Origin of the sequence: Loktanella salsilacus (assembly GCF_024206795.1) — a bacterium.
GTDB lineage: Bacteria > Pseudomonadota > Alphaproteobacteria > Rhodobacterales > Rhodobacteraceae > Loktanella > Loktanella salsilacus.
This window is the reverse complement of record NZ_CP072994.1, coordinates 456,482-474,623: the sequence shown is the minus strand read 5'-3', so window position 1 is coordinate 474,623 and position 18,142 is coordinate 456,482. Positions and strand designations below refer to the sequence as shown.

Below are 18,142 nucleotides of genomic sequence, written 5' to 3'. Positions count from 1 at the left end.
AATAGGTCACAACCATGCAGGGATGATATCGCGCGCAATCATTTCGTCAAAGGTCGGACGTGCCCGGATAACCGCAAATTGATCGTTGTGGACCAAAACTTCGGGGATTAGCGGGCGCGAGTTGTATTCCGACGCCATGACCGCGCCATAAGCCCCGGCAGAGCGGAAGACGACCAGATCGCCGGGCGCGACCTGCGCCATGGCGCGGCCCTTGGCAAAGGTGTCGCCGCTTTCGCAAACTGGCCCGACGATATCATAGGTCGCACGCTCTGCCCCGGCTTCGGGCTGCACAACAGGCACGATATCGTGGTGCGCATCATACATCGCCGGGCGGATCAGGTCGTTCATCGCGGCATCAAGGATCAGAAACTGGCGATCAGCGCCGTCTTTGACGTAAATCGCGCGGCTGACCAGCACGCCAGCATTGCCGGAAATCAGACGCCCCGGCTCGATCTCGATCTCGCACCCCAGATGGCCAACAGTGCGCTTAATCATCGCGCCGTAATCCAGCGGGCTTGGGGGGGCTTCGTTCGACTGCACATAGGGAATGCCCAGACCGCCGCCCAGATCAAGGCGCTTGATCGTATGACCATCCGCGCGCAGCTGCTCTGTCAACTCGGCGACCTTCAGATAGGCGGCCTCGAACGGGGCCAGATCGGTCAATTGGCTGCCGATGTGCACGTCGATGCCAATCACTTCGATCCCCGGCAAACGCGCGGCGTGGGCATAGACCTCGCGGGCGCGGGCGATGGGGATACCGAACTTGTTTTCCGACTTGCCCGTGGCAATCTTGGCATGGGTCTTGGCGTCAACATCGGGGTTCACGCGGATGGTAATCGGGGCGATCTTGCCCAGCTCGACCGCGACAGCGGACAGCGCTTCCATCTCTGGCTCGCTCTCGACGTTGAATTGGCGAATGCCGCCCTCTAGCGCTTGACGCATCTCAAGCCGCGTCTTGCCGACGCCGGAAAAGACGATGCGATCGCCGGGCACACCAGCGGCGCGGGCGCGGGCGTATTCGCCGCCCGACACCACGTCCATGCCGGCCCCAGCCTCGCCCAGCAATTGCAGGATCGCCTGATTGGACAGCGACTTCATCGCAAAGCAGACAAGGTGGTCCATGCCCGCCAAGGCTTCATCGAACAGGCGGTAGTGGCGCAGCAAGGTCGCGCTGGAATACAGATAGAACGGCGTGCCGACCTGCGCCGCGATTTCCGCGACTGACACATCTTCGGCGCACAAAACGCCGTCTTGATACACAAAATGATCCAAGGCACTGCTCCCGCTCTTACCGGGGCGTCATAGCAGATTGATCCGCCAACCCAAGCGCGGAATCCGAAATCAGGTGCGATGGAACGGGACGGCGGGCGGGGCGCATTTGCCGCCGTAGGGCGGCAAACAGCAGCGCGCGCCGTCAGCGGATCGGTTTGGCCCGCAAGAACAGATACAGCGGCAGCCCGCAGCTGACCCCGATGCAGAACGTCGCCGGGATCGCCAGCAAGGCGATCCAATTGCGCCGCACCGCGACCTCTGCCAGCACCCAAACCGTCAGGGTGATCGCTGCAATCGTCAGATCCCAGGTCAGTCCGGTTGTGGCCGTATTGACATACCACGCGTCGATCATGCGCGGCAGCGACCAGCCTTCGGTCCGGAACCAAGCGACGAACCAATACATCGGATGCACCGCGCCCCAGACGGCCAGCGCCGCCCAGACCCAGCGCAGGGGCGACATATCACGCATCACAGACCAAGGCTAAGCGGGATGCCCGCAGCCCCAAGGCGCACGCCGCCCGGTCCAAGTGTGACGCGGCCAATGCCGTCCGCCAAGGTCACGCCCGGGGTCACGCCGTTCGGCCCAAGGCCGAGGCCCACGTTCGCCGTCGCCCCCGTCTGCGCCGCACCCGGCGCGACAGGTTTATCCTGCGCGCCGCAGCCAGCCAGTGTCATGGCCAGTGTCAGGGCCAGCAGCCCCGCAATCGTTGCCTTGTTCATCCAAGCACCTTTCGCCAATGGGCGACGGCCTCCCGCACGCAGGCGGGGGACGTGCCGCCGAAACTGGTCCGCGATGCGACAGAGTTTTCCACCCCCAGCACGTCAAAGACCTCTTGGGTGATACCCTCATGTACCGATTGCATCTGGGCAAGGGTCAAATCAGGCAAATCTTCCCCTTGGCTTTCGGCAAGCGCCACCAGTGATCCAGTGATGTGGTGCGCATCGCGGAACGGCAGACCCAACTCGCGCACCAGCCAGTCGGCCAGATCGGTGGCGGTGGAAAAGCCGGTGCCAGCGGCAGCCTTCAGGCTTTCGCGGTTGGCGGTCATATCGCCCACCATGCCCGCCATCGCGGCCAGCGCCAGCATCAGGTGGTCGGCGGCATCAAAGACCTGCTCTTTGTCTTCTTGCATGTCCTTGGAATAGGCCAGCGGCAGCCCCTTCATCACCATCGTCAGGGCAACGTTGGCACCAAAGATGCGGCCGATCTTGGCGCGGATCAGCTCTGCTGCGTCAGGATTGCGCTTTTGCGGCATGATGCTGGACCCGGTGGACCACCGGTCCGACATCTTGACGAACCGGAATTGCGCGGACGACCAGATCACCAGCTCTTCTGCCAGACGCGACAGGTGGACGGCGCAAATTGTCGCAGCCCCAAGAAATTCCAGCGCAAAGTCGCGGTCGCTGACGGCATCGAGCGAATTGCCCATCGGTCCGTCAAAGCCCAGCGCCTGCGCCGTCATGTGGCGATCGATCGGGAACGACGTGCCCGCCAGCGCAGCTGCGCCCAGTGGCGACAGGTTCATCCGCTTGCGCGCATCAGCAAAGCGGGACCGGTCGCGGGCGAACATTTCGACGTAAGCCATCATGTGATGACCCCATGTGACAGGCTGCGCGACTTGCAGGTGAGTGAAGCCTGGCATGACCCAATCGGCCCCGGCCTCTGCCTGACCCAGCAGCGCGTTCTGCAACGCCTTCAGTGCCTCGCCGGCTGCATCGCATTGATCGCGCACCCACAGGCGGAAATCGACGGCGACTTGGTCATTGCGCGACCGGGCCGTGTGCAAACGGCCTGCCGCCTCGCCGACGACCTCTTTCAGGCGTGCTTCCACATTCATGTGAATGTCTTCTAGCGCGGTGGAAAACTGAAACGTGCCGCCCTCGATCTCTGACAGTACCGTGAGCAGGCCTTCCCGGATCGCGTCCGCGTCGTTATTGCTGATGATGCCCGTGGCCGCCAGCATGGCGGCATGGGCACGAGAGCCGGCGATGTCTTGGGCTGCCAGCCGCTTGTCGAACCCGATCGAGGCGTTGATCGCCTCCATGATCGCGTCCGGCCCTGCGGCGAAACGGCCGCCCCACATCGAGTTAGCAGTTTTGGTCATGAGAAGGACGCGCCCCTTGAAATCCCTGAAATCCGCCTTGCTTTATACGGGCCTTGCGATCCTTGCAAATGCCGCCGCAACCACGGCCCACGCAGATGCGGCGCTAGAGGCGCTGAAAGACGGCGATATGCGCAAGCTGGTGATCGCATCAGCGCCCGCCGCGGCGCCTGATGTGACCTTTACCGCGCAGGACGGATCGCAGGCCACACTGGCCGATTACGTTGGCACTCCGGTGCTGTTGAACTTTTGGGCGACATGGTGCGCGCCCTGCCGCAAAGAAATGCCGCACTTGTCCGAATTGCAGGACGCGATGGGTGATCAGATCAAAGTGCTGACCATCGCCACAGGCCGCAATCCGCCAGAGGCGATTGACCGATTCTTTGCCGAAATCGAGGTCGAGAACCTGCCCAAGGCACTGGACCCGAAACAGGAAATGGCCCGCGCCTTTGGCGTGCTTGGCTTGCCCGTGACGATTATCCTGAACGCCGAAGGCCAGGAAATCGCCCGCCTGCAAGGCGACGCCGATTGGTCGTCGGATAGCGCCAAAGCAATCCTGACGGCCGTGGCTGCAGGCGATTAAACCTTAGGCACCTCGTCGTCAGGCGACAGCGCCACACCGTAAAGGCGGATAATTTCGTCCACATCGTCGCCCGCATCTTTCATGCGGGCGCGCATCAGGCCAAAGCTAGGACCGTTCTGGGCAAAGACCTGATCTTGCAGCGCAATCAGCGCCTTGGTCTTGTCCAAATAGCGCGGGTCCATGGGATCGCCTTTGACCTCTGCGAAGACGGGTGCCATGACGATCAGCCGCGCCGAATCGTCGTCGACAAAGCCATCCGCCATGTCGGTTGCGTCCGCGTGGGACACGCCCATCGCCTCTAGCGCGGAACGCCCCATCCGGACCGAGCTGTCAAAGGTTTCGCGAATAATGTCCCGGCAGCCAGCGTTGAATAATTCATAAACATGATGCCTGTCGCGGGCGCGGGCGATGACGTGGACGCGGGGGAAATGTTCTTTCACATAAGCCACCAGTTGCGTCGCCTTTTCGCGGTCATCAATCGTAACAATCAGCATTTTCGCGCTGCGAATGCCTGCCGCCTCTAGCATGTCGGGGCGGGTGGCATCGCCAAAATAGGCGCGCAACCCGTACAGGCGCAGCGTGTCGATTTGGGCGGCGGAATAGTCGATCACGGTCGGGTCAAAGCCGCCGCCTTCCAGCATCCGCTTCACGATTCCGCCGACCCGTCCGTGCCCTGCGATGATAATATCAGCAGGACCGTCGATCGTGTCCTGTTCGCGGGCCAGCCCCTTGGCGGCGCGGGGCAGGATCACCTTGTCATGAAAGATAAACAGCCCCGGCGTCAGCAGCATCGACAGCGCCACCACCAGTAACAGCTGGTCGGCCAGCGCCTGCGGCAGGATATCCCCCGCCACGACAAAGGACAGCAGCACAAACCCGAACTCCCCCGCTTGCGCAAGGCCAAGGCTGAACAGCCAACGATCAGTTGGTCGCAAACGAAACACCAGCGCCAGCCCGAACAAAACCGCCGCTTTGATCGCGATCAGGCCCAGCGTCAGGCCGATGATCAGCGCGAATTGGTCATACAGCAGGACAAAGTTGATCCCCGCCCCCACCGACATGAAAAACAGGCCCAGCAGCAGGCCGCGAAACGGGTCAATATCGCTTTCCAGCTCGTGCCGGTAATCACTACTGGCCAGCACGACGCCTGCGATAAACGTGCCCAGCGCGGGCGACAGGCCCACCAGCGACATCAGCAACGCGATGCCCACAACCATCATCAAGGCTGCGGCGACAAACAATTCGCGCAGGTCCGCCTTGGCGATAAAGCGAAAGACCGGGCCCGTCAGGGTGCGCCCGATGATCACCACCGCCGCAATCGCGGCAACGGTGGCCAGCGCGGTCTGCCAACCGTTCAAATCCGCCACAAGGCTAAGGCCCGCGTCATGCGAATCCGCAGCCCCTGCCCCGGACACCGCCAGCAGCGGCAATAGCGCCAGCATCGGGATGACCGCGATGTCCTGCGTCAGCAGCACGGCGAAACTTGCCTGCCCGCCATCGGATTTCAACACGCCCTTTTCCGTCAGGGTCTGCAATACGATCGCCGTGGATGAAAGCGCCAGCACCGCCGCTGCCGCCAATGCGACGGTCCATGTCAGTCCCAAGGCGATACCGGCCGCCATCACGGCGGCCATCGTCAGCACAACCTGCCCGCCGCCCAGCCCAAGCAGCCGGCCGCGCATGTCCCACAGCTTTGCTGGCTCAAGTTCTAAACCGACAAGAAACAGCATCATGACGACGCCAAATTCCGCAAAATGTTGGATTTGTTCTACATCGACATTCAGCACATGCAGCGCAGGGCTGATCACGATGCCGGCAATCAAATAGCCCAGCACCGACCCTAGCCCCGCGCGGGTCGCAAGCGGGACAGCCACGACCCCGGCCACCAGAAACAGAAACGTCAGCAGCAGGATCGAGGTCATATCATCAGCCCTTTGGCAAAGTGGCGGTCACATTAGGCCACATTTCCGCCGGGGAACAGTGTTCAAGCGCGCCCGCCCGACTGGGACAACGCCACAGGAGAGATCCCCATCAGCGCCAGCGCTGCCGCCCATTTGCCAGCATGATCGGTGCCAAAAAGGATGGCTTGATTCGCAGGCCCAGTCAGCCAGCCATTGTCAGCTAGCTCTTCTTCTAATTGGCCGGGGCCCCAGCCAGTGTAACCCAGCGCCAACAGCGATGTGGCGGGGCCTGTCCCCTCGGCCAGTGCTTGCAGCACGTCTTGCGTGGCTGTCATGCCGATGTCGTCATCCACCTGCAGCGTGCCCTTGTCAGCGGTATAATCCAGCGTGTGCAAGACAAAGCCGCGCACCTTTTCGACCGGGCCGCCAAAATGGACGCCAATATCTTGGCACGCGTCGCCGCAGGAAATTCCCATTTGCGCCAATAGTTTGCGGAATGCGATGTCTGGGAATGGGCGGTTGACGATCAGGCCCATCGTGCCTTCATCCGAATGATCGCAGATATAAATGACGCTGCCCGCAAAGCGCGGGTCTTCCATGTCGGGCATTGCGATCAGCAGCTTGCCTGCCAGCGTTGTCATTTCATCCATACCCCATGATGCGCGGCACCGTGCGCCTGTGCAAGTGGATCACGCAGGTTTGCAATCGCCCTTTCGTGACTTCCCATGTCAAAGGGTTTTGCGCAGGAAGGGCGGCATGACATATATCCATGCCCTTTTTGCCGCCGCCTTGCTGGCACCCGCCACAGCCCATGCCCAAGACGTCGCGTCGGTCGAGGTTCTGCCCGGCTGGGAAACCGCGCAAGGCACCCATATGGCCGCCCTGCGCCTGACGCTTGCGCCCGGGTGGAAAACCTATTGGCGCGCGCCCGGGGATGCGGGCATTCCGCCGCAAATCACCATCACGGACGGAAACGTGCAAAGCGTCGCGTTTCACTGGCCCACGCCAGAGGTGTTTGATCAGAACGGCATGCGGTCCATTGGCTATCACGACAGCCTGACGCTGCCGATCGAAGTGACCGGCAGCGGCGATCTACGCCTGACCGGCACGCTGGATATCGGGGTTTGCCTTGATATCTGTATTCCCGCGCAGCTGCACTTTGACGCGCCCTTGACCGACGGCGGACGCGATCCGGCGATTGTTGGGGCGCTGCTGAACCAGCCGCAAAGCAGCGGCACCGCCACATGCCGCGTCACACCAACAGAAAACGGCCTGCATCTAGAGGCCGTTTTGACCCTGCCCACAACGGGCACGCGAGAGGCTTTGGTGGTCGAGGCTGGCGATCCGCACATCTGGGTGTCCGAACCCGTCATCGCACGGCAAGGCAACACTGTGACCGCGCAGGCCGAATTGGTGCGCGGCGCTGGCGACGCCTTTGCCTTTGACCGCAGCGCCGTGCGCTTTACGCTGCTGGGATCGGATCGCGCGGTCGAAGTGCAGGGCTGCACCGCAGGCTAACTGCGGCGCAGGCCCAGCGCTAGCGCGGCCATCAGATAGATCGCCCCAAGAATGGCCGCCAATCCAGCGATGAAGATGCCCATCGCCAACCCCGCGTTGGCGGGCGCAATACCTTGCAGCGCAGGCCACGCCGCCCCGGTCAGCAGCACCGGCACCACCAAGGCACCGAACAGTGCAAGGGCCGCCGCAACGCCAAGGCCCGCAGGCAGCCACATCGCCCGTCGGCCAGCGCGCAGGGCGCGGCGGGCGGCGGTGATCTGCCGCGCAAAGTCCGCCTGCATCGCGATCAGCGACGGCACGACCAGCAGCACCAGCACCATGCCAAAGCCCAAGCCATAGACCAGCGTCACCACCGTCGGCTTTAGGAATTCGGCCTGCGTCGACCCTTCGAATAGCAGCGGCGCAAGGCCCAGCACGGTCGTCAACGTGGTCAGCAGCACAGGCCGCAAGCGGTTCGCCGTGCCGTCGATAATCGCAGGTACCAACCCGCGATCGGCGGCGTATTCGTCGATGGTTGTGACCAGCACAATCGAATCGTTAATGATGATCCCGACCATGCCAATCATCCCGACCACGGTGAACAGGCTCATCGGGATGCCCCACGCGTTGTGGCCGTAAATCGTGCCGATCAAACCAAAGGGAATGATCGCCATCACCACCATGGGGCGGGTCCAGCTGCTGAAAATCCACGCAAGGCTAAGGTAAATGCCGCCCAGCACAAGGATCAGCGCATTGCGTGCGTCGGTCAGAAACGCGCTCTCTTGCTCTGACAGACCAGCCAGCCGGGTTTCGACGCCAAAGCGTTCGGCAATCGCGGGCAGGATCGTCTCATCAATGATCTTGTTCACCTCTGCCGCGCGGTCAGGGTCGTCGTCCGACAAATCGCCCGTGACGGAAATCAGTGGAACGCCGTTTTCCCTGCGCACCGTGCTAAAGCCGGTGCGGCTGGTCACGGTCACCACGTCGCCCAAGGGCACATAAATGCCGTCGCCGGTGCGGATTTGGGTGCGATCAAGGAAGTCCTGCGTCAACTCGTCGTCAGGCAGTTGCACCTGGATCGTGGCGGACCGGACACCATCGGGATAACTCGCCGCCTCGATCCCGCCAAGGCGGTCGCGCAGGATGCCGCCCAGCGCGTCGATGGACAGGCCCAGCGCCTCGCCCTGCGGGGTCAGTTCCAGCAGCAGTTCTTCTTTGTCGTAGGCAAGGCTGTCCTCTAGCCCGCTGATTTCGGGGAATTGGGTCAGTTCGGATTTGAGCGCCTCTGACGCGGCTTTCAGCGTTTGCGCGTCCGCGCCGAACATCTGCACATCTAGGCTATCGCCCCCCGGCCCCGATCCCCAACTGCGAAAGCTGACAGTTTCGGCCATGGGCGATTGCACGACCTCTTCCTGCAGGGCGCTGACGAACTCAGAACTCGTCATCTCTCGGCTATCGGCATCGACAAGGCTGATGCTGATGGCGCCCAATTGATCAGGGTCTTTCTGGTCGGACCCAGCAATCCCGCGCCCCGCATTGCCGCCGATTTCCGCGACGACATAGGTCACCGGATTGGTGCCCGTCTCGGCCGCGATGCGGTCCGATAGGACCTGCGTTGCGCGCTGCATTTCGTGCATCATTTCAATCGTATCAGCGCGGGTGGCACCGGGGAGCATGGCGAAATTGCCCGTCACCTCGCCCTGTTCGGGGTTGGAAAAGAACTGCCAGCGCACGTCACCCCGAATGAACAGCGCGACCTGGGTGGCCAGGATCAACAGGACGGCTGCAAACACCGGATAGCGCGCGCGGATCACCAGCGCCATGAAGGGGCGAAACACCCGCAGGCTAAAGGCATCAAAGCCGCGATTGACCCAGCGCGAGGGCGCATCATACCACGCCTGTCCGGCGTTAGGGCCGATGGAATGGCTTAGGTGGTGGGGCAAAATCAGAAAGCATTCGACCAAGGACGCCGCCAACACCACGATCACAGTGAACGGAATGTCCGCGATCAAACTGCCAAAGCGCCCGCCCACGGCGACAAGGCCAAAGAAGGCGATGACCGTCGTCAGGGTCGCAGAAAACACCGGGCTGAACATCTTTTTCGCCGCATTTTCGGCGGCAACCTGCGGCGGCTCTTTCAAGGTGCGGGCGCGGTAATCGGCGTGTTCGCCCACGACGATGGCGTCATCAACGACGATACCCAGCGTCAGGATCAGCGCGAACAGGCTGATCATGTTGATGGTGATGCCAAAGCCATACATCAGCGCAATCGCCGCCAGCATCGACGCCGGAATCCCCATCGCGACCCAAAGTGCGGTGCGCGCGTTCAGGAACAAAAACAGCAGGATCACAACCAGCGCGAGGCCTTGCAGCCCGTTTTCGAACAATAGGTCCAGCCGTCCGGTAATCTGCTCTGCCCGGGCGTTGATCAGGTCAATCGTCGTGCCCGCCGGCAAAGTCGCCTGCAGCTCTGCCGCGACCTTTTCAACGCTTTCCTGCAAACCGATGGCGTCCCCAGTGGCAGAGCGCACGACGCTGATTTCCACCGCCGGGTTATCGCCGACGAAATACGCGCGGCTGCGGTCCACGCCTTCCACACTCACCCGCGCCACATCACCTATGGTCAGGGTCGACCCATCAGGGTTGGACCGCAAGGCAATCGCCGCGATCTGCTCTGCGCTGCGTTTTGCCACGCCCGTGCGCACCCGCGCAGCGCCACTGACGTCGCCGACCGCATCGCCGACCGCTTCTTCCGCGATCCGGTCCGCAATATCGGCAAGCCCGATGTCGTATTCGATCAGCGACAGCGACAGCACTTCAACGACAGTAGAGGGCGCGGCGATGCCTTTGACGGTGGCCTGCGTGACGCCCTCTTGGAACAGGCGCACGATCATCTCGTCTGCAAAGCGGCCCAGCTGGTCCACGCCGACGGGGCCGGTGATCACAACGTCCGTCACCCGGTCGGACCAGCCACCGCGGCGCAGTTCGGGATCTTCGGCGTCGTCTGGCAGATTGCCCGCGGCATCTATCGCGGCCTGCACGTTTTCGGCGGCGCGGTCGATGTCGGTGCCGGGCGTAAATTCAAGGCTGATGCGGGCGCTGCCTTCGGTCGACCGGGCAGAGGTGTCGCTGACGCCTTCGACGGCTTGCAACGCAGGGCCAAGCACCTGCACGATGCCTTCGTCCACGGACTCGGCCCCAGCCCCATCCCAGCGGACGCTGACGTCGATTCCATCCACAATCACATCGGGGAAATACTGGGCGCGCATATTCGGCCAAGCCATCAGGCCCGCGCCAATCATGATGAACAGCAACAGGTTCGCGATGGTCCGGTGCCGGGTGAAATAGGACAGAATGCCCCCGGCGCGGGCGTTCAACGCGTCGCCCCCCGTTTGATGAGGTCCCATTTGATTGTTACCCCCTGCCATCAGCTCCCCATCCGGCTTTCCAACCGCGCAATAGTCGCGGCGGGCACTTCGGGTTCATCCAGTTGCGCCAGAATACGCGCCTTGGCGTCATCCGGCATACGGCTATCCGTGACAAACGCCTTCAGCTTGGCGCGGCGGTCATCATCCAGCGTGATATTCTCTGGCGCGGGCGCGGCGGTGCCCTCAGGCGCGATGGGACGCACGCCGATGCCAGCGCCAAGCAAGGGGGTGCGGGCGGTGACGATGCGCGCGCCCTCTAGCCCGGCGGTGGCGATAATCACGTCGTCGCCTTGCCGCCGCAGGACCTGCGTTTGCTGCGATTGCAGGCGGTCATCCGCATCAACGACCAGCACGGTGCCATCGGCAGCGACCGCTGTGGCGGGCACTTGCGCCACGCCGTCAAGCGGCGGTTCGAGCACATGAACGGTCACGAAATCCCCCGGCCGCAGCCCCGGCGCGTCATCCAGCGCGGCAAAGATCTGCCGCCCGGTCTGACCTGCGCCCACCGCCCCACCAATGCGGTCGACAGTGCCGCTGGCATCCAAATCCAGCCCTTCGACATTCAGGCTGGCCGTCACAGGCAAGCCGATCACCTCGCCACCATCCTGCAGCAGCCGCGCGAATTGCGCGGTCGAGATGCGGAACGCGATCTCTAGCTGATCGGGGTCCATCAACGTGCCGAACTCTTCGTTCGCGGTCAGGCGCGCGCCCTGCGCGGTGGACACGCCCGTCAGCACGCCGTCGAAGACCGCCGTGACAACTGTGTCGTCTAGCGTGCGGTCCGCCTCGCTTAGGTCGATTTGCACGCGGGTCAGTGCGGTGCGGGCGAGGTCCAGCCGCGCCGCCGCCTGCGCCTGCGATTGGCGGCGGGTCAACACGGTGGATTCGGCGTTTGAGACGGCAAGCTGCGCCTCTTCAACCACCGACTGCGTGCCCACGCCGCGCCGCGCCAGATCGCTGGCCCGCGTCAAGACTGCCCTGCGTAAATCCAGTTGGGACTGCGCTTGCGTCAGCTCGTCCGCGGCCAGCGTCACACCCGTTTCGGCGTCCCGCACCTCGCCTTGCGCGTCTTGCACATCAGCGGCGATCCGGTCGCGGGCGGCCTGTGCGTTGGCCCCGTCCAGTCGCAGCAGGTCCTGCCCTGCCGTGACGCGGCCGCCTTCGACCAGCGCCGGCGCGGTCCAGATCACCGTGCCGCCAACCGCGCTGCGCAGGCCAAGGGTCGTACGGCTGCGGACCTCTCCGAACACGGTCAGTTCGGGCGACAGGGTGCCGGGCGTGATTTCGGTGACATTGACCGCAAACACCCGTTCCCGCTGGGCAAAGCTGCGCGGCTCTTCGTTCATGCGGGCGACGACAGCGCCGCGCAGGGTGTTCACAGCCCAAGCCGCAAGTCCCAGCGTTACCGCCAAAAGAAACACACCAACCAAGGATCGCCGCAAAAATCGCATTCACTCATCCCGTAAGTTTACTTGACGCAAGGTAGGCCGAAACCCGCAGATCACCACATCACAGGCGCGTCACTTGCGCCGCTGATGTTCGTCCAGTCGCGGCATGATTTCCACAAAATTGCAGGGCTTGTGCCGATAATCGAGCTGTTTGACCAAGATTTCATCCCAAGCGTCCTTGCACGCCCCCGGGCTACCCGGCAGCGCAAACAGATAGGTGCCCTGCGCCACGCCGCCCGTCGCGCGGCTTTGCACGGCGCTGGTGCCGATTTTAGCCATGCTGACATGGGTGAACACCGTGCCAAAGGCGTCGATTTCTTTCTCGTAGACATCGCGGTGCGCCTCGACCGTCACATCGCGGCCGGTCAGCCCAGTGCCCCCGGTCGAGATGACGACATCAATGTCAGGGTTCGCACACCACGCCCGCAGGCAATCCGCGATCGTTCCGCGATCATCCTTCACGATATCACGGGCCGCCAAACTGTGCCCAGCATCCTGCAACCGCGCCACCAGCGTATCACCGGATTTGTCATCGTCTGGCGTACGAGTATCGCTGACCGTCAGCACGGCGATGCGGACGGGGATGAAGTCTCTGGTCTCATTGATACGGCTCATGGCGGGCCTCCTTAATGGCAGCGGGGCGTTGGGGCGCAGTCTTTTTCTGTGCGCAATAGCACAGAACAGGACGCTGCGGCGCGTGCAAGCATGTTATCACACCACTTGCACAGATCGGGATGCGGCATAACTTACAAGTAACCCTAAAGTGGACCACCCCATGCAGTATTCCATCCTCGACCTTGCCTCTGTTCCCGAAGGCAGCACCACCGCGCAGGCGCTTGCCGCCAGCGTCACCCTTGCCCAGCGCGCCGAACAGCTTGGCTATCATCGCTATTGGCTGGCAGAGCATCACAACATGGCGGGCATCGCATCCGCCGCGACCTCTGTGCTGATCGGGCATATCGCTGGCGCGACCAAGACGATGCGCGTCGGTGCCGGCGGCATCATGCTGCCGAACCATGCGCCGCTGGCGATTGCTGAACAGTTTGGCACGCTTGCGACGCTGTATCCAAACCGCATTGACCTTGGCCTAGGCCGCGCGCCGGGCGGCGACGGCCATGTGATGCGTGCGATGCGTGTCGAACGGCGCGGCGACACCTTTCCGCAGGACGTGATGGAGCTGATCGACTACCTTGGCGACGACGCCTCTGGCCCGGTGCAGGCCCACCCCGGCCAAGGCACGCATGTGCCAGTCTGGATGCTGGGCAGTTCGCTGTTCGGCGCGCAACTGGCGGCCCATCTGGGTCTGCCCTATGCCTTTGCCAGCCACTTTGCGCCTGACGCGCTAGAGGATGCGATTGCCACCTATCGCGGCAACTTCCGCCCATCTGATAGCTTGGCCAAGCCCTATTTCATGCTGGCCGCCAACGTCATCGCGGCCGATACAGATGCAGAGGCGCAGCGCCTGCGCACCTCTGTCCAGCAAGCCTTTGCCAACCTGCGCAGCGGCAAACCGGGCAAGCTGCCCGCCCCTGCTGACGATATCGACGGGCTGATCGGCGCTGGCATGCGCGCGGCGGTGGATCACGCCCTGCGCATCACCGCCGTCGGCAGCCCTGACACGGTGCAACGCCAGATGTCCGACCTGATCACCCGCTACCAGCCGGACGAAGTCATCCTGACCGGCCAGATCCACAACACCGCCGCCCGAATCCGCAGCTTTGAGATCGCGGCAGAGGTGATGCAGGGCACGTCCTTGGCGGCCTAAACCGGTTCGCCCGCGTCCAGCCGCGCCAGAATGTCGTCGCCTTCGGTGATGATGGTCTGGCGTTTGGCCGCGTCCATTCGGTCCCAGACGGCATACATATTGCCCATGCGCGGATTGCCTTTGAACAGATCGCGGTGCCGGTCAAGGAAATGCCAGTACAGCAGGTTGAACGGACAGGCCTGCTTGCCCGTTTTCTGCGCCACCTTATAGGCGCAGCCACCACAGTAATCCGACATCTTGTTGATATAGTTGCCAGAGCTGACATAGGGCTTGCTGGCGATGATGCCGCCATCGGCGAACTGGCTCATGCCGATGACATTGGGGGCCTCGACCCATTCATAGGCGTCAGCATAGACCGCCAGATACCATTCATGCACTTGCGCGGGCGCGATCCCCGCCAGCAACGCAAAGTTACCCGTCACCATCAACCGCTGGATATGGTGGGCATAGGCTTCCTCTTTGGTTTGCGCGACGCTTTGCTTCATGCAGCGCATGAACGTCGCGCCGCCCCAATAGACGGCAGGAAGATCGCGCGTGTGCTTTAAACCGTTGCGCTGGGTGTAATCCGGCCCTTCTAGAAAATAGATCCCCCGCACATATTCGCGCCAACCAATTATCTGGCGGATAAATCCTTCTGCCGCGTTAATCGGTGCGTCACCCGCCTGCCAAGCAGCCTCTACCGCCTCACAAACCTCCACCGGGTCCAACAGCCCCGCGTTGATATAAAGCCCGACCAGCCCGTGATAAAGAAAGCGGTTGTCGTCCAGCATGGCGTCCTGAAAGTCGCCAAACTGCGGCAGACCGCCCTTGATCCAATGCGCCAGATGCTGCCGCGCCTGCCCCTGATCGGTGGCGAACCAAAAGTCATCCAGATCACCAAAGTTGTCGCCAAAACGCGCCGCCACCAGCGTCAGCACCTCTTGCACAGTATCGTCCGGGGTGAACCGCATCGGCCCGCTGTAATCCACCTGCCCTGGGGCAGGTTTGCGATTGTCGTGGTCATAATTCCACTGCCCGCCCGCGGGATCGTCCCCTTCCATCATCAGGCCTGTCTTGCGGCGCATATCGCGATAGAAATACTCCATCCGCAGCGCTTTGCGTCCCTTGGCCCAGCCGGCAAAGTCCTGATGCGACGCGATAAAGCGATCGTCCGGGCGCTGATCTACGGGCACAGGGCAATGGGTCAACGCCTCAATCAGACGCCATTCGCCCGGCTCTGTCGCGATCACACGGTCCGCCCCGTGCCGCGTCGCGGCGGCCAGCAGCGCGCCGACGATACTGGTCTCGCCAGCCTCTAGCCGGGCATAGTCGACGGTCCAGCCATCATCGCTAAGCCGCTTGGCAAACTTTCGCATCGCAGCAAACAAAAACGCGATCTTCTTAGGATGATGCGGCACATAGCCCGCCTCGTCCGCCACCTCTGCCATGACGACCACATCGCTGGCTTTGTCGCCCGCGCGCAGGGCGCTTAGGTTCATCGACAGCTGGTCGCCCAGCACCAAGATCAAGTTTACCATGGCACAGCCTTTCCGGCGTAATCAAAAAACCCGCCGGACTGATCCGCCGTCAGCCCGCCCATCACGCCCAGCAAATTGCCAGCCGCCTCACCCGCCGTCACCGTCTTATGTCGTCCGGCATAATTTGCGGTAAACGCCGTTTCGACCGTCCCCGGATGCAGCGAGACCACGATGCTATCCTTGTGACTGCGCCCCAGCTCAATCGCCGCGCCATGGACGATCTGGTTCAGCGCCGCCTTGGACGCGCGGTAGGAATGCCAGCCGCCAATGGCGTTATCGCCAATCGACCCCACCCGCGCCGACAACACAGCACAGACGCTGCGCCCACTGCGCGGCAAAAGCCGGGGCAGATGCCGCAGAATAAGCGCGGGACCAATCGCGTTCACCGCGAACACCTGTGCCATCGCGCCTGCGTCAATCGCATCCAGCGACTTCTCTGGCACGCCCAGCACACCCACTGCGACAAAGATCGTCTCGAACGGGCCATCAAGCCCGCCCAAAACCGCCGCGACTGACGCGGCATCTGTGACATCCAGCCCGTCCGCACGCCGCGACAGCGTCACCACGTCGTCGCCGCGATCATGCAGCGCCTGCACAACGGCCTGCCCGATCCCGCCGGAGGCCCCAATCACCAATGCCCGCGCCATATGCCGCCCCTTATCCAAGCCAGACTGTGACCTAGCCCCAGCTTCCCGCAGGTCCATATTTCTTCTCGTCAAAAATGTCCCGGGTGAGGCCGCACCGCGGCCGAGGGCAGTGCCCTTATTTCCCCCCTTTCATCCCGCGAAACCTGCGCTATAGTCACCCCCATGAATTCGAGCCGCATCACCTTGGCCCTAGGCCTGCGTAACCTACGCCTGAACCACGCCTGAGCGTGCCCTTCGGCGCGACCGCTCGATAGGTGACAGCGCCGAACATCCCCACACAGACCAAGCTCAGGACCAAAGACCATGACCGACCGCGTTCTCATTTTCGACACCACCCTTCGCGATGGCGAACAATCCCCCGGTGCCACGATGACCCATGCTGAAAAGCTGGAAATCGCAGGCATGCTGGACGACATGGGCGTCGATATTATCGAGGCAGGCTTTCCCATCGCGTCTGAGGGCGATTTTGCCGCCGTCGCCGCCATCGCCAAAGCCTCGCGCAACAGCACGATCTGTGGCCTGTCCCGCGCGAACTTCAAAGATATCGACCGCTGCTGGGAAGCGGTCAAGCACGCCGCCAAGCCGCGCATCCACACGTTTATCGGCACCTCGGAATTGCACCGGGCGATCCCGAACCTGACGATGGACCAGATGGCCGAACGCATCCATGACTGCGTCACCCATGCCCGCAACCTGTGCGAAGACGTGCAGTGGTCGTCAATGGACGCGACCCGCACGGAATGGGACTTCCTCAAGCGCACGGTCGAGATTGCGATCGCAGCCGGTGCCACGACGATCAACATCCCCGACACCGTCGGCTACACCGCGCCTGTCGAATCTGCCGACCTGATCCGGCGCTTGATTGCAGAATGCGAAGGCGGCACGGACGTGATCTTTGCCACGCACTGCCATAACGACCTTGGCATGGCGACGGCGAACAGCTTGGCCGCTGTCGAAGGCGGCGCGCGTCAGATCGAATGCACGATCAACGGCCTTGGCGAACGGGCGGGCAATACCGCACTGGAAGAGGTCGTAATGGCCATGAAGGTCCGGTCTGACATCATGCCGTTCCATTCGAACGTGGACAGCAAAAAGATCATGGCGATCTCTCGGCGCGTGGCCACGGTGTCCGGCTTTCCGGTGCAGTTCAACAAAGCCATCGTCGGAAAGAACGCCTTTGCCCACGAATCCGGCATCCACCAAGACGGCATGCTGAAAAACGCCGAGACGTTCGAGATTATGCGCCCCACCGACGTGGGCCTGACCGAAACCTCGCTCGTCATGGGCAAGCATTCTGGCCGCGCCGCGTTGCGATCAAAGCTGCTGGAACTTGGCTACGAGCTTGCCGACAATCAGCTGGCCGATGTCTTCGTCCGGTTCAAGGAACTGGCCGACCGCAAGAAAGAGGTCTTCGAGGACGACCTTGTCGCGCTGATGCGCCAGAACGATGCGGTCGAAGACCGGATCAAGCTGAAATCCCTGCGCGTGGTCTGCGGCACCGATGGCCCGCAAACGGCCGATATCGTGCTGACGATTGACGGCGTTGAAAAGTCCGCCAGCACCACGGGCGACGGTCCCGTCGATAGCGCCTTTAACGCGGTCAAAGCGCTGTTTGATCACAAGGCGCGGTTGCAACTGTATCAAGTCCACGCCGTCACCGAAGGCACCGATGCGCAGGCCACCGTCAGCGTCCGGCTTGAGGAAGATGGCCGTATCGCAACCGGCCAATCGGCGGATACCGACACGGTTGTCGCGTCCACGAAGGCCTATATCAACGCGCTGAACCGCCTGATTGTGCGCCGGGAAAAGACCGCGCCCGATCACGACACCAAGGGCGTCAGTTATAAGGACGTTGGTCAGTAGTCGACTGAATGTTGCAAAATGACAAATTGCGGGGTGATCCGAACCTAGGATCGCCCCGCAAAGTTGCAAAAGTCATAGTGGCAAAAACGTGCCACTACGTCACCAAACCGGGGCTTTCA

Annotated in this window: 15 protein-coding genes; 4 read left to right on the top strand and 11 right to left on the bottom strand. The window is 62.5% G+C overall.

The window, feature by feature from the left end:
* Positions 1 to 6: 6 nt before the first annotated feature.
* From lysA to argH, 4 genes are all read right to left on the bottom strand, one after another.
* Entirely contained in the window at positions 7 to 1,272 is a 1,266-nt protein-coding gene (gene lysA / locus KBW81_RS02430; RefSeq protein ID WP_254248192.1) for a diaminopimelate decarboxylase, read from the bottom strand.
* Between the two features lie 142 nt (positions 1,273 to 1,414).
* A complete protein-coding gene (locus KBW81_RS02425) occupies positions 1,415 to 1,732 on the bottom strand; it encodes a DUF2834 domain-containing protein (protein WP_090190780.1) in 318 nt (105 codons plus the stop codon).
* 8 nt (positions 1,733 to 1,740) lie between these two features.
* On the bottom strand, positions 1,741 to 1,992 hold the full coding sequence (locus tag KBW81_RS02420) for a hypothetical protein (protein WP_090190765.1): 252 nt from the start codon (positions 1,990 to 1,992) through the stop codon (positions 1,741 to 1,743).
* A complete protein-coding gene (gene argH, locus KBW81_RS02415) occupies positions 1,989 to 3,377 on the bottom strand; it encodes an argininosuccinate lyase (RefSeq protein ID WP_254248191.1) in 1,389 nt (462 codons plus the stop codon). The genes KBW81_RS02420 and argH overlap by 4 nt, the downstream gene beginning before the upstream one ends.
* Positions 3,378 to 3,393: 16 nt before the next feature.
* Here argH and KBW81_RS02410 point away from each other — a divergent pair, with 16 nt between their 5' ends.
* Positions 3,394 to 3,957, top strand: coding sequence for a TlpA family protein disulfide reductase (locus tag KBW81_RS02410; protein ID WP_254248190.1), 564 nt, complete (start codon positions 3,394 to 3,396; stop codon positions 3,955 to 3,957).
* On the opposite strand, the gene KBW81_RS02405 is transcribed toward KBW81_RS02410, so the two are convergent.
* Together KBW81_RS02405 and KBW81_RS02400 are read right to left on the bottom strand one after the other, a co-directional pair.
* Positions 3,954 to 5,879: a cation:proton antiporter domain-containing protein gene (locus KBW81_RS02405; RefSeq protein ID WP_254248189.1), complete on the bottom strand. Its 1,926-nt coding sequence runs from the start codon at positions 5,877 to 5,879 to the stop codon at positions 3,954 to 3,956. The two genes, KBW81_RS02410 and KBW81_RS02405, sit on opposite strands and share 4 nt — an antisense overlap.
* 62 nt (positions 5,880 to 5,941) lie before the next feature.
* Complete coding sequence (locus KBW81_RS02400) at positions 5,942 to 6,499, bottom strand: YqgE/AlgH family protein (RefSeq protein ID WP_342713983.1); 558 nt, start codon at positions 6,497 to 6,499, stop codon at positions 5,942 to 5,944.
* Between the two features lie 115 nt (positions 6,500 to 6,614).
* Between KBW81_RS02400 and KBW81_RS02395 the strand changes: the two genes are divergently transcribed.
* A complete protein-coding gene (locus KBW81_RS02395) occupies positions 6,615 to 7,376 on the top strand; it encodes a protein-disulfide reductase DsbD domain-containing protein (RefSeq protein WP_254248188.1) in 762 nt (253 codons plus the stop codon).
* On the opposite strand, the gene KBW81_RS02390 is transcribed toward KBW81_RS02395, so the two are convergent.
* The 3 genes from KBW81_RS02390 to moaB all read right to left on the bottom strand — a co-directional run bounded on the left by KBW81_RS02390 (position 7,373) and on the right by moaB (position 12,846).
* Complete coding sequence (locus KBW81_RS02390; protein WP_254248187.1) at positions 7,373 to 10,762, bottom strand: efflux RND transporter permease subunit; 3,390 nt, start codon at positions 10,760 to 10,762, stop codon at positions 7,373 to 7,375. The genes KBW81_RS02395 and KBW81_RS02390 overlap by 4 nt on opposite strands.
* A 20-nt stretch (positions 10,763 to 10,782) precedes the next feature.
* Complete coding sequence (locus KBW81_RS02385; RefSeq protein WP_254248186.1) at positions 10,783 to 12,234, bottom strand: efflux RND transporter periplasmic adaptor subunit; 1,452 nt, start codon at positions 12,232 to 12,234, stop codon at positions 10,783 to 10,785.
* 69 nt (positions 12,235 to 12,303) lie between these two features.
* Positions 12,304 to 12,846: a molybdenum cofactor biosynthesis protein B gene (gene moaB / locus KBW81_RS02380; protein WP_254248185.1), complete on the bottom strand. Its 543-nt coding sequence runs from the start codon at positions 12,844 to 12,846 to the stop codon at positions 12,304 to 12,306.
* Between the two features lie 160 nt (positions 12,847 to 13,006).
* Between moaB and KBW81_RS02375 the strand changes: the two genes are divergently transcribed.
* Positions 13,007 to 13,996 carry an LLM class flavin-dependent oxidoreductase gene (locus KBW81_RS02375; protein WP_254248184.1) on the top strand — a complete coding sequence of 330 codons (990 nt, stop codon included), beginning with the start codon at positions 13,007 to 13,009 and terminating at the stop codon, positions 13,994 to 13,996.
* Here the strand turns inward: KBW81_RS02375 and KBW81_RS02370 are convergent.
* Complete coding sequence (locus KBW81_RS02370) at positions 13,993 to 15,513, bottom strand: cryptochrome/photolyase family protein (protein WP_254248183.1); 1,521 nt, start codon at positions 15,511 to 15,513, stop codon at positions 13,993 to 13,995. The genes KBW81_RS02375 and KBW81_RS02370 overlap by 4 nt on opposite strands.
* The gene (locus KBW81_RS02365; protein WP_254248182.1) at positions 15,507 to 16,160 is read right to left on the bottom strand and encodes an SDR family NAD(P)-dependent oxidoreductase; all 654 of its coding nucleotides are present in this window, start codon (positions 16,158 to 16,160) and stop codon (positions 15,507 to 15,509) included. The genes KBW81_RS02370 and KBW81_RS02365 overlap by 7 nt, the downstream gene beginning before the upstream one ends.
* Before the next feature lie 303 nt (positions 16,161 to 16,463).
* Here KBW81_RS02365 and KBW81_RS02360 point away from each other — a divergent pair, with 303 nt between their 5' ends.
* Positions 16,464 to 18,023, top strand: coding sequence for a 2-isopropylmalate synthase (locus KBW81_RS02360; protein ID WP_090190747.1), 1,560 nt, complete (start codon positions 16,464 to 16,466; stop codon positions 18,021 to 18,023).
* Positions 18,024 to 18,142 lie beyond the last annotated feature (119 nt).

What these genes read in the sequence shown, in the direction of transcription:
- KBW81_RS02425 (WP_090190780.1), bottom strand. Translation starts at nt 1,732, where the DNA reads ATGTCGCCCCTGCGCTGGGTCTGGGCGGCGCTGGCCGTCTGGGGCGCG.
- KBW81_RS02420 (WP_090190765.1), bottom strand. Translation starts at nt 1,992, where the DNA reads ATGAACAAGGCAACGATTGCGGGGCTGCTGGCCCTGACACTGGCCATG.
- argH (WP_254248191.1), bottom strand. Translation starts at nt 3,377, where the DNA reads ATGACCAAAACTGCTAACTCGATGTGGGGCGGCCGTTTCGCCGCAGGG.
- KBW81_RS02405 (WP_254248189.1), bottom strand. Translation starts at nt 5,879, where the DNA reads ATGACCTCGATCCTGCTGCTGACGTTTCTGTTTCTGGTGGCCGGGGTC.
- KBW81_RS02400 (WP_342713983.1), bottom strand. Translation starts at nt 6,499, where the DNA reads ATGACAACGCTGGCAGGCAAGCTGCTGATCGCAATGCCCGACATGGAA.
- KBW81_RS02395 (WP_254248188.1), top strand. Translation starts at nt 6,615, where the DNA reads ATGACATATATCCATGCCCTTTTTGCCGCCGCCTTGCTGGCACCCGCC.
- KBW81_RS02390 (WP_254248187.1), bottom strand. Translation starts at nt 10,762, where the DNA reads ATGGGACCTCATCAAACGGGGGGCGACGCGTTGAACGCCCGCGCCGGG.
- KBW81_RS02385 (WP_254248186.1), bottom strand. Translation starts at nt 12,234, where the DNA reads ATGCGATTTTTGCGGCGATCCTTGGTTGGTGTGTTTCTTTTGGCGGTA.
- moaB (WP_254248185.1), bottom strand. Translation starts at nt 12,846, where the DNA reads ATGAGCCGTATCAATGAGACCAGAGACTTCATCCCCGTCCGCATCGCC.
- KBW81_RS02375 (WP_254248184.1), top strand. Translation starts at nt 13,007, where the DNA reads ATGCAGTATTCCATCCTCGACCTTGCCTCTGTTCCCGAAGGCAGCACC.
- KBW81_RS02370 (WP_254248183.1), bottom strand. Translation starts at nt 15,513, where the DNA reads ATGGTAAACTTGATCTTGGTGCTGGGCGACCAGCTGTCGATGAACCTA.
- KBW81_RS02365 (WP_254248182.1), bottom strand. Translation starts at nt 16,160, where the DNA reads ATGGCGCGGGCATTGGTGATTGGGGCCTCCGGCGGGATCGGGCAGGCC.
- KBW81_RS02360 (WP_090190747.1), top strand. Translation starts at nt 16,464, where the DNA reads ATGACCGACCGCGTTCTCATTTTCGACACCACCCTTCGCGATGGCGAA.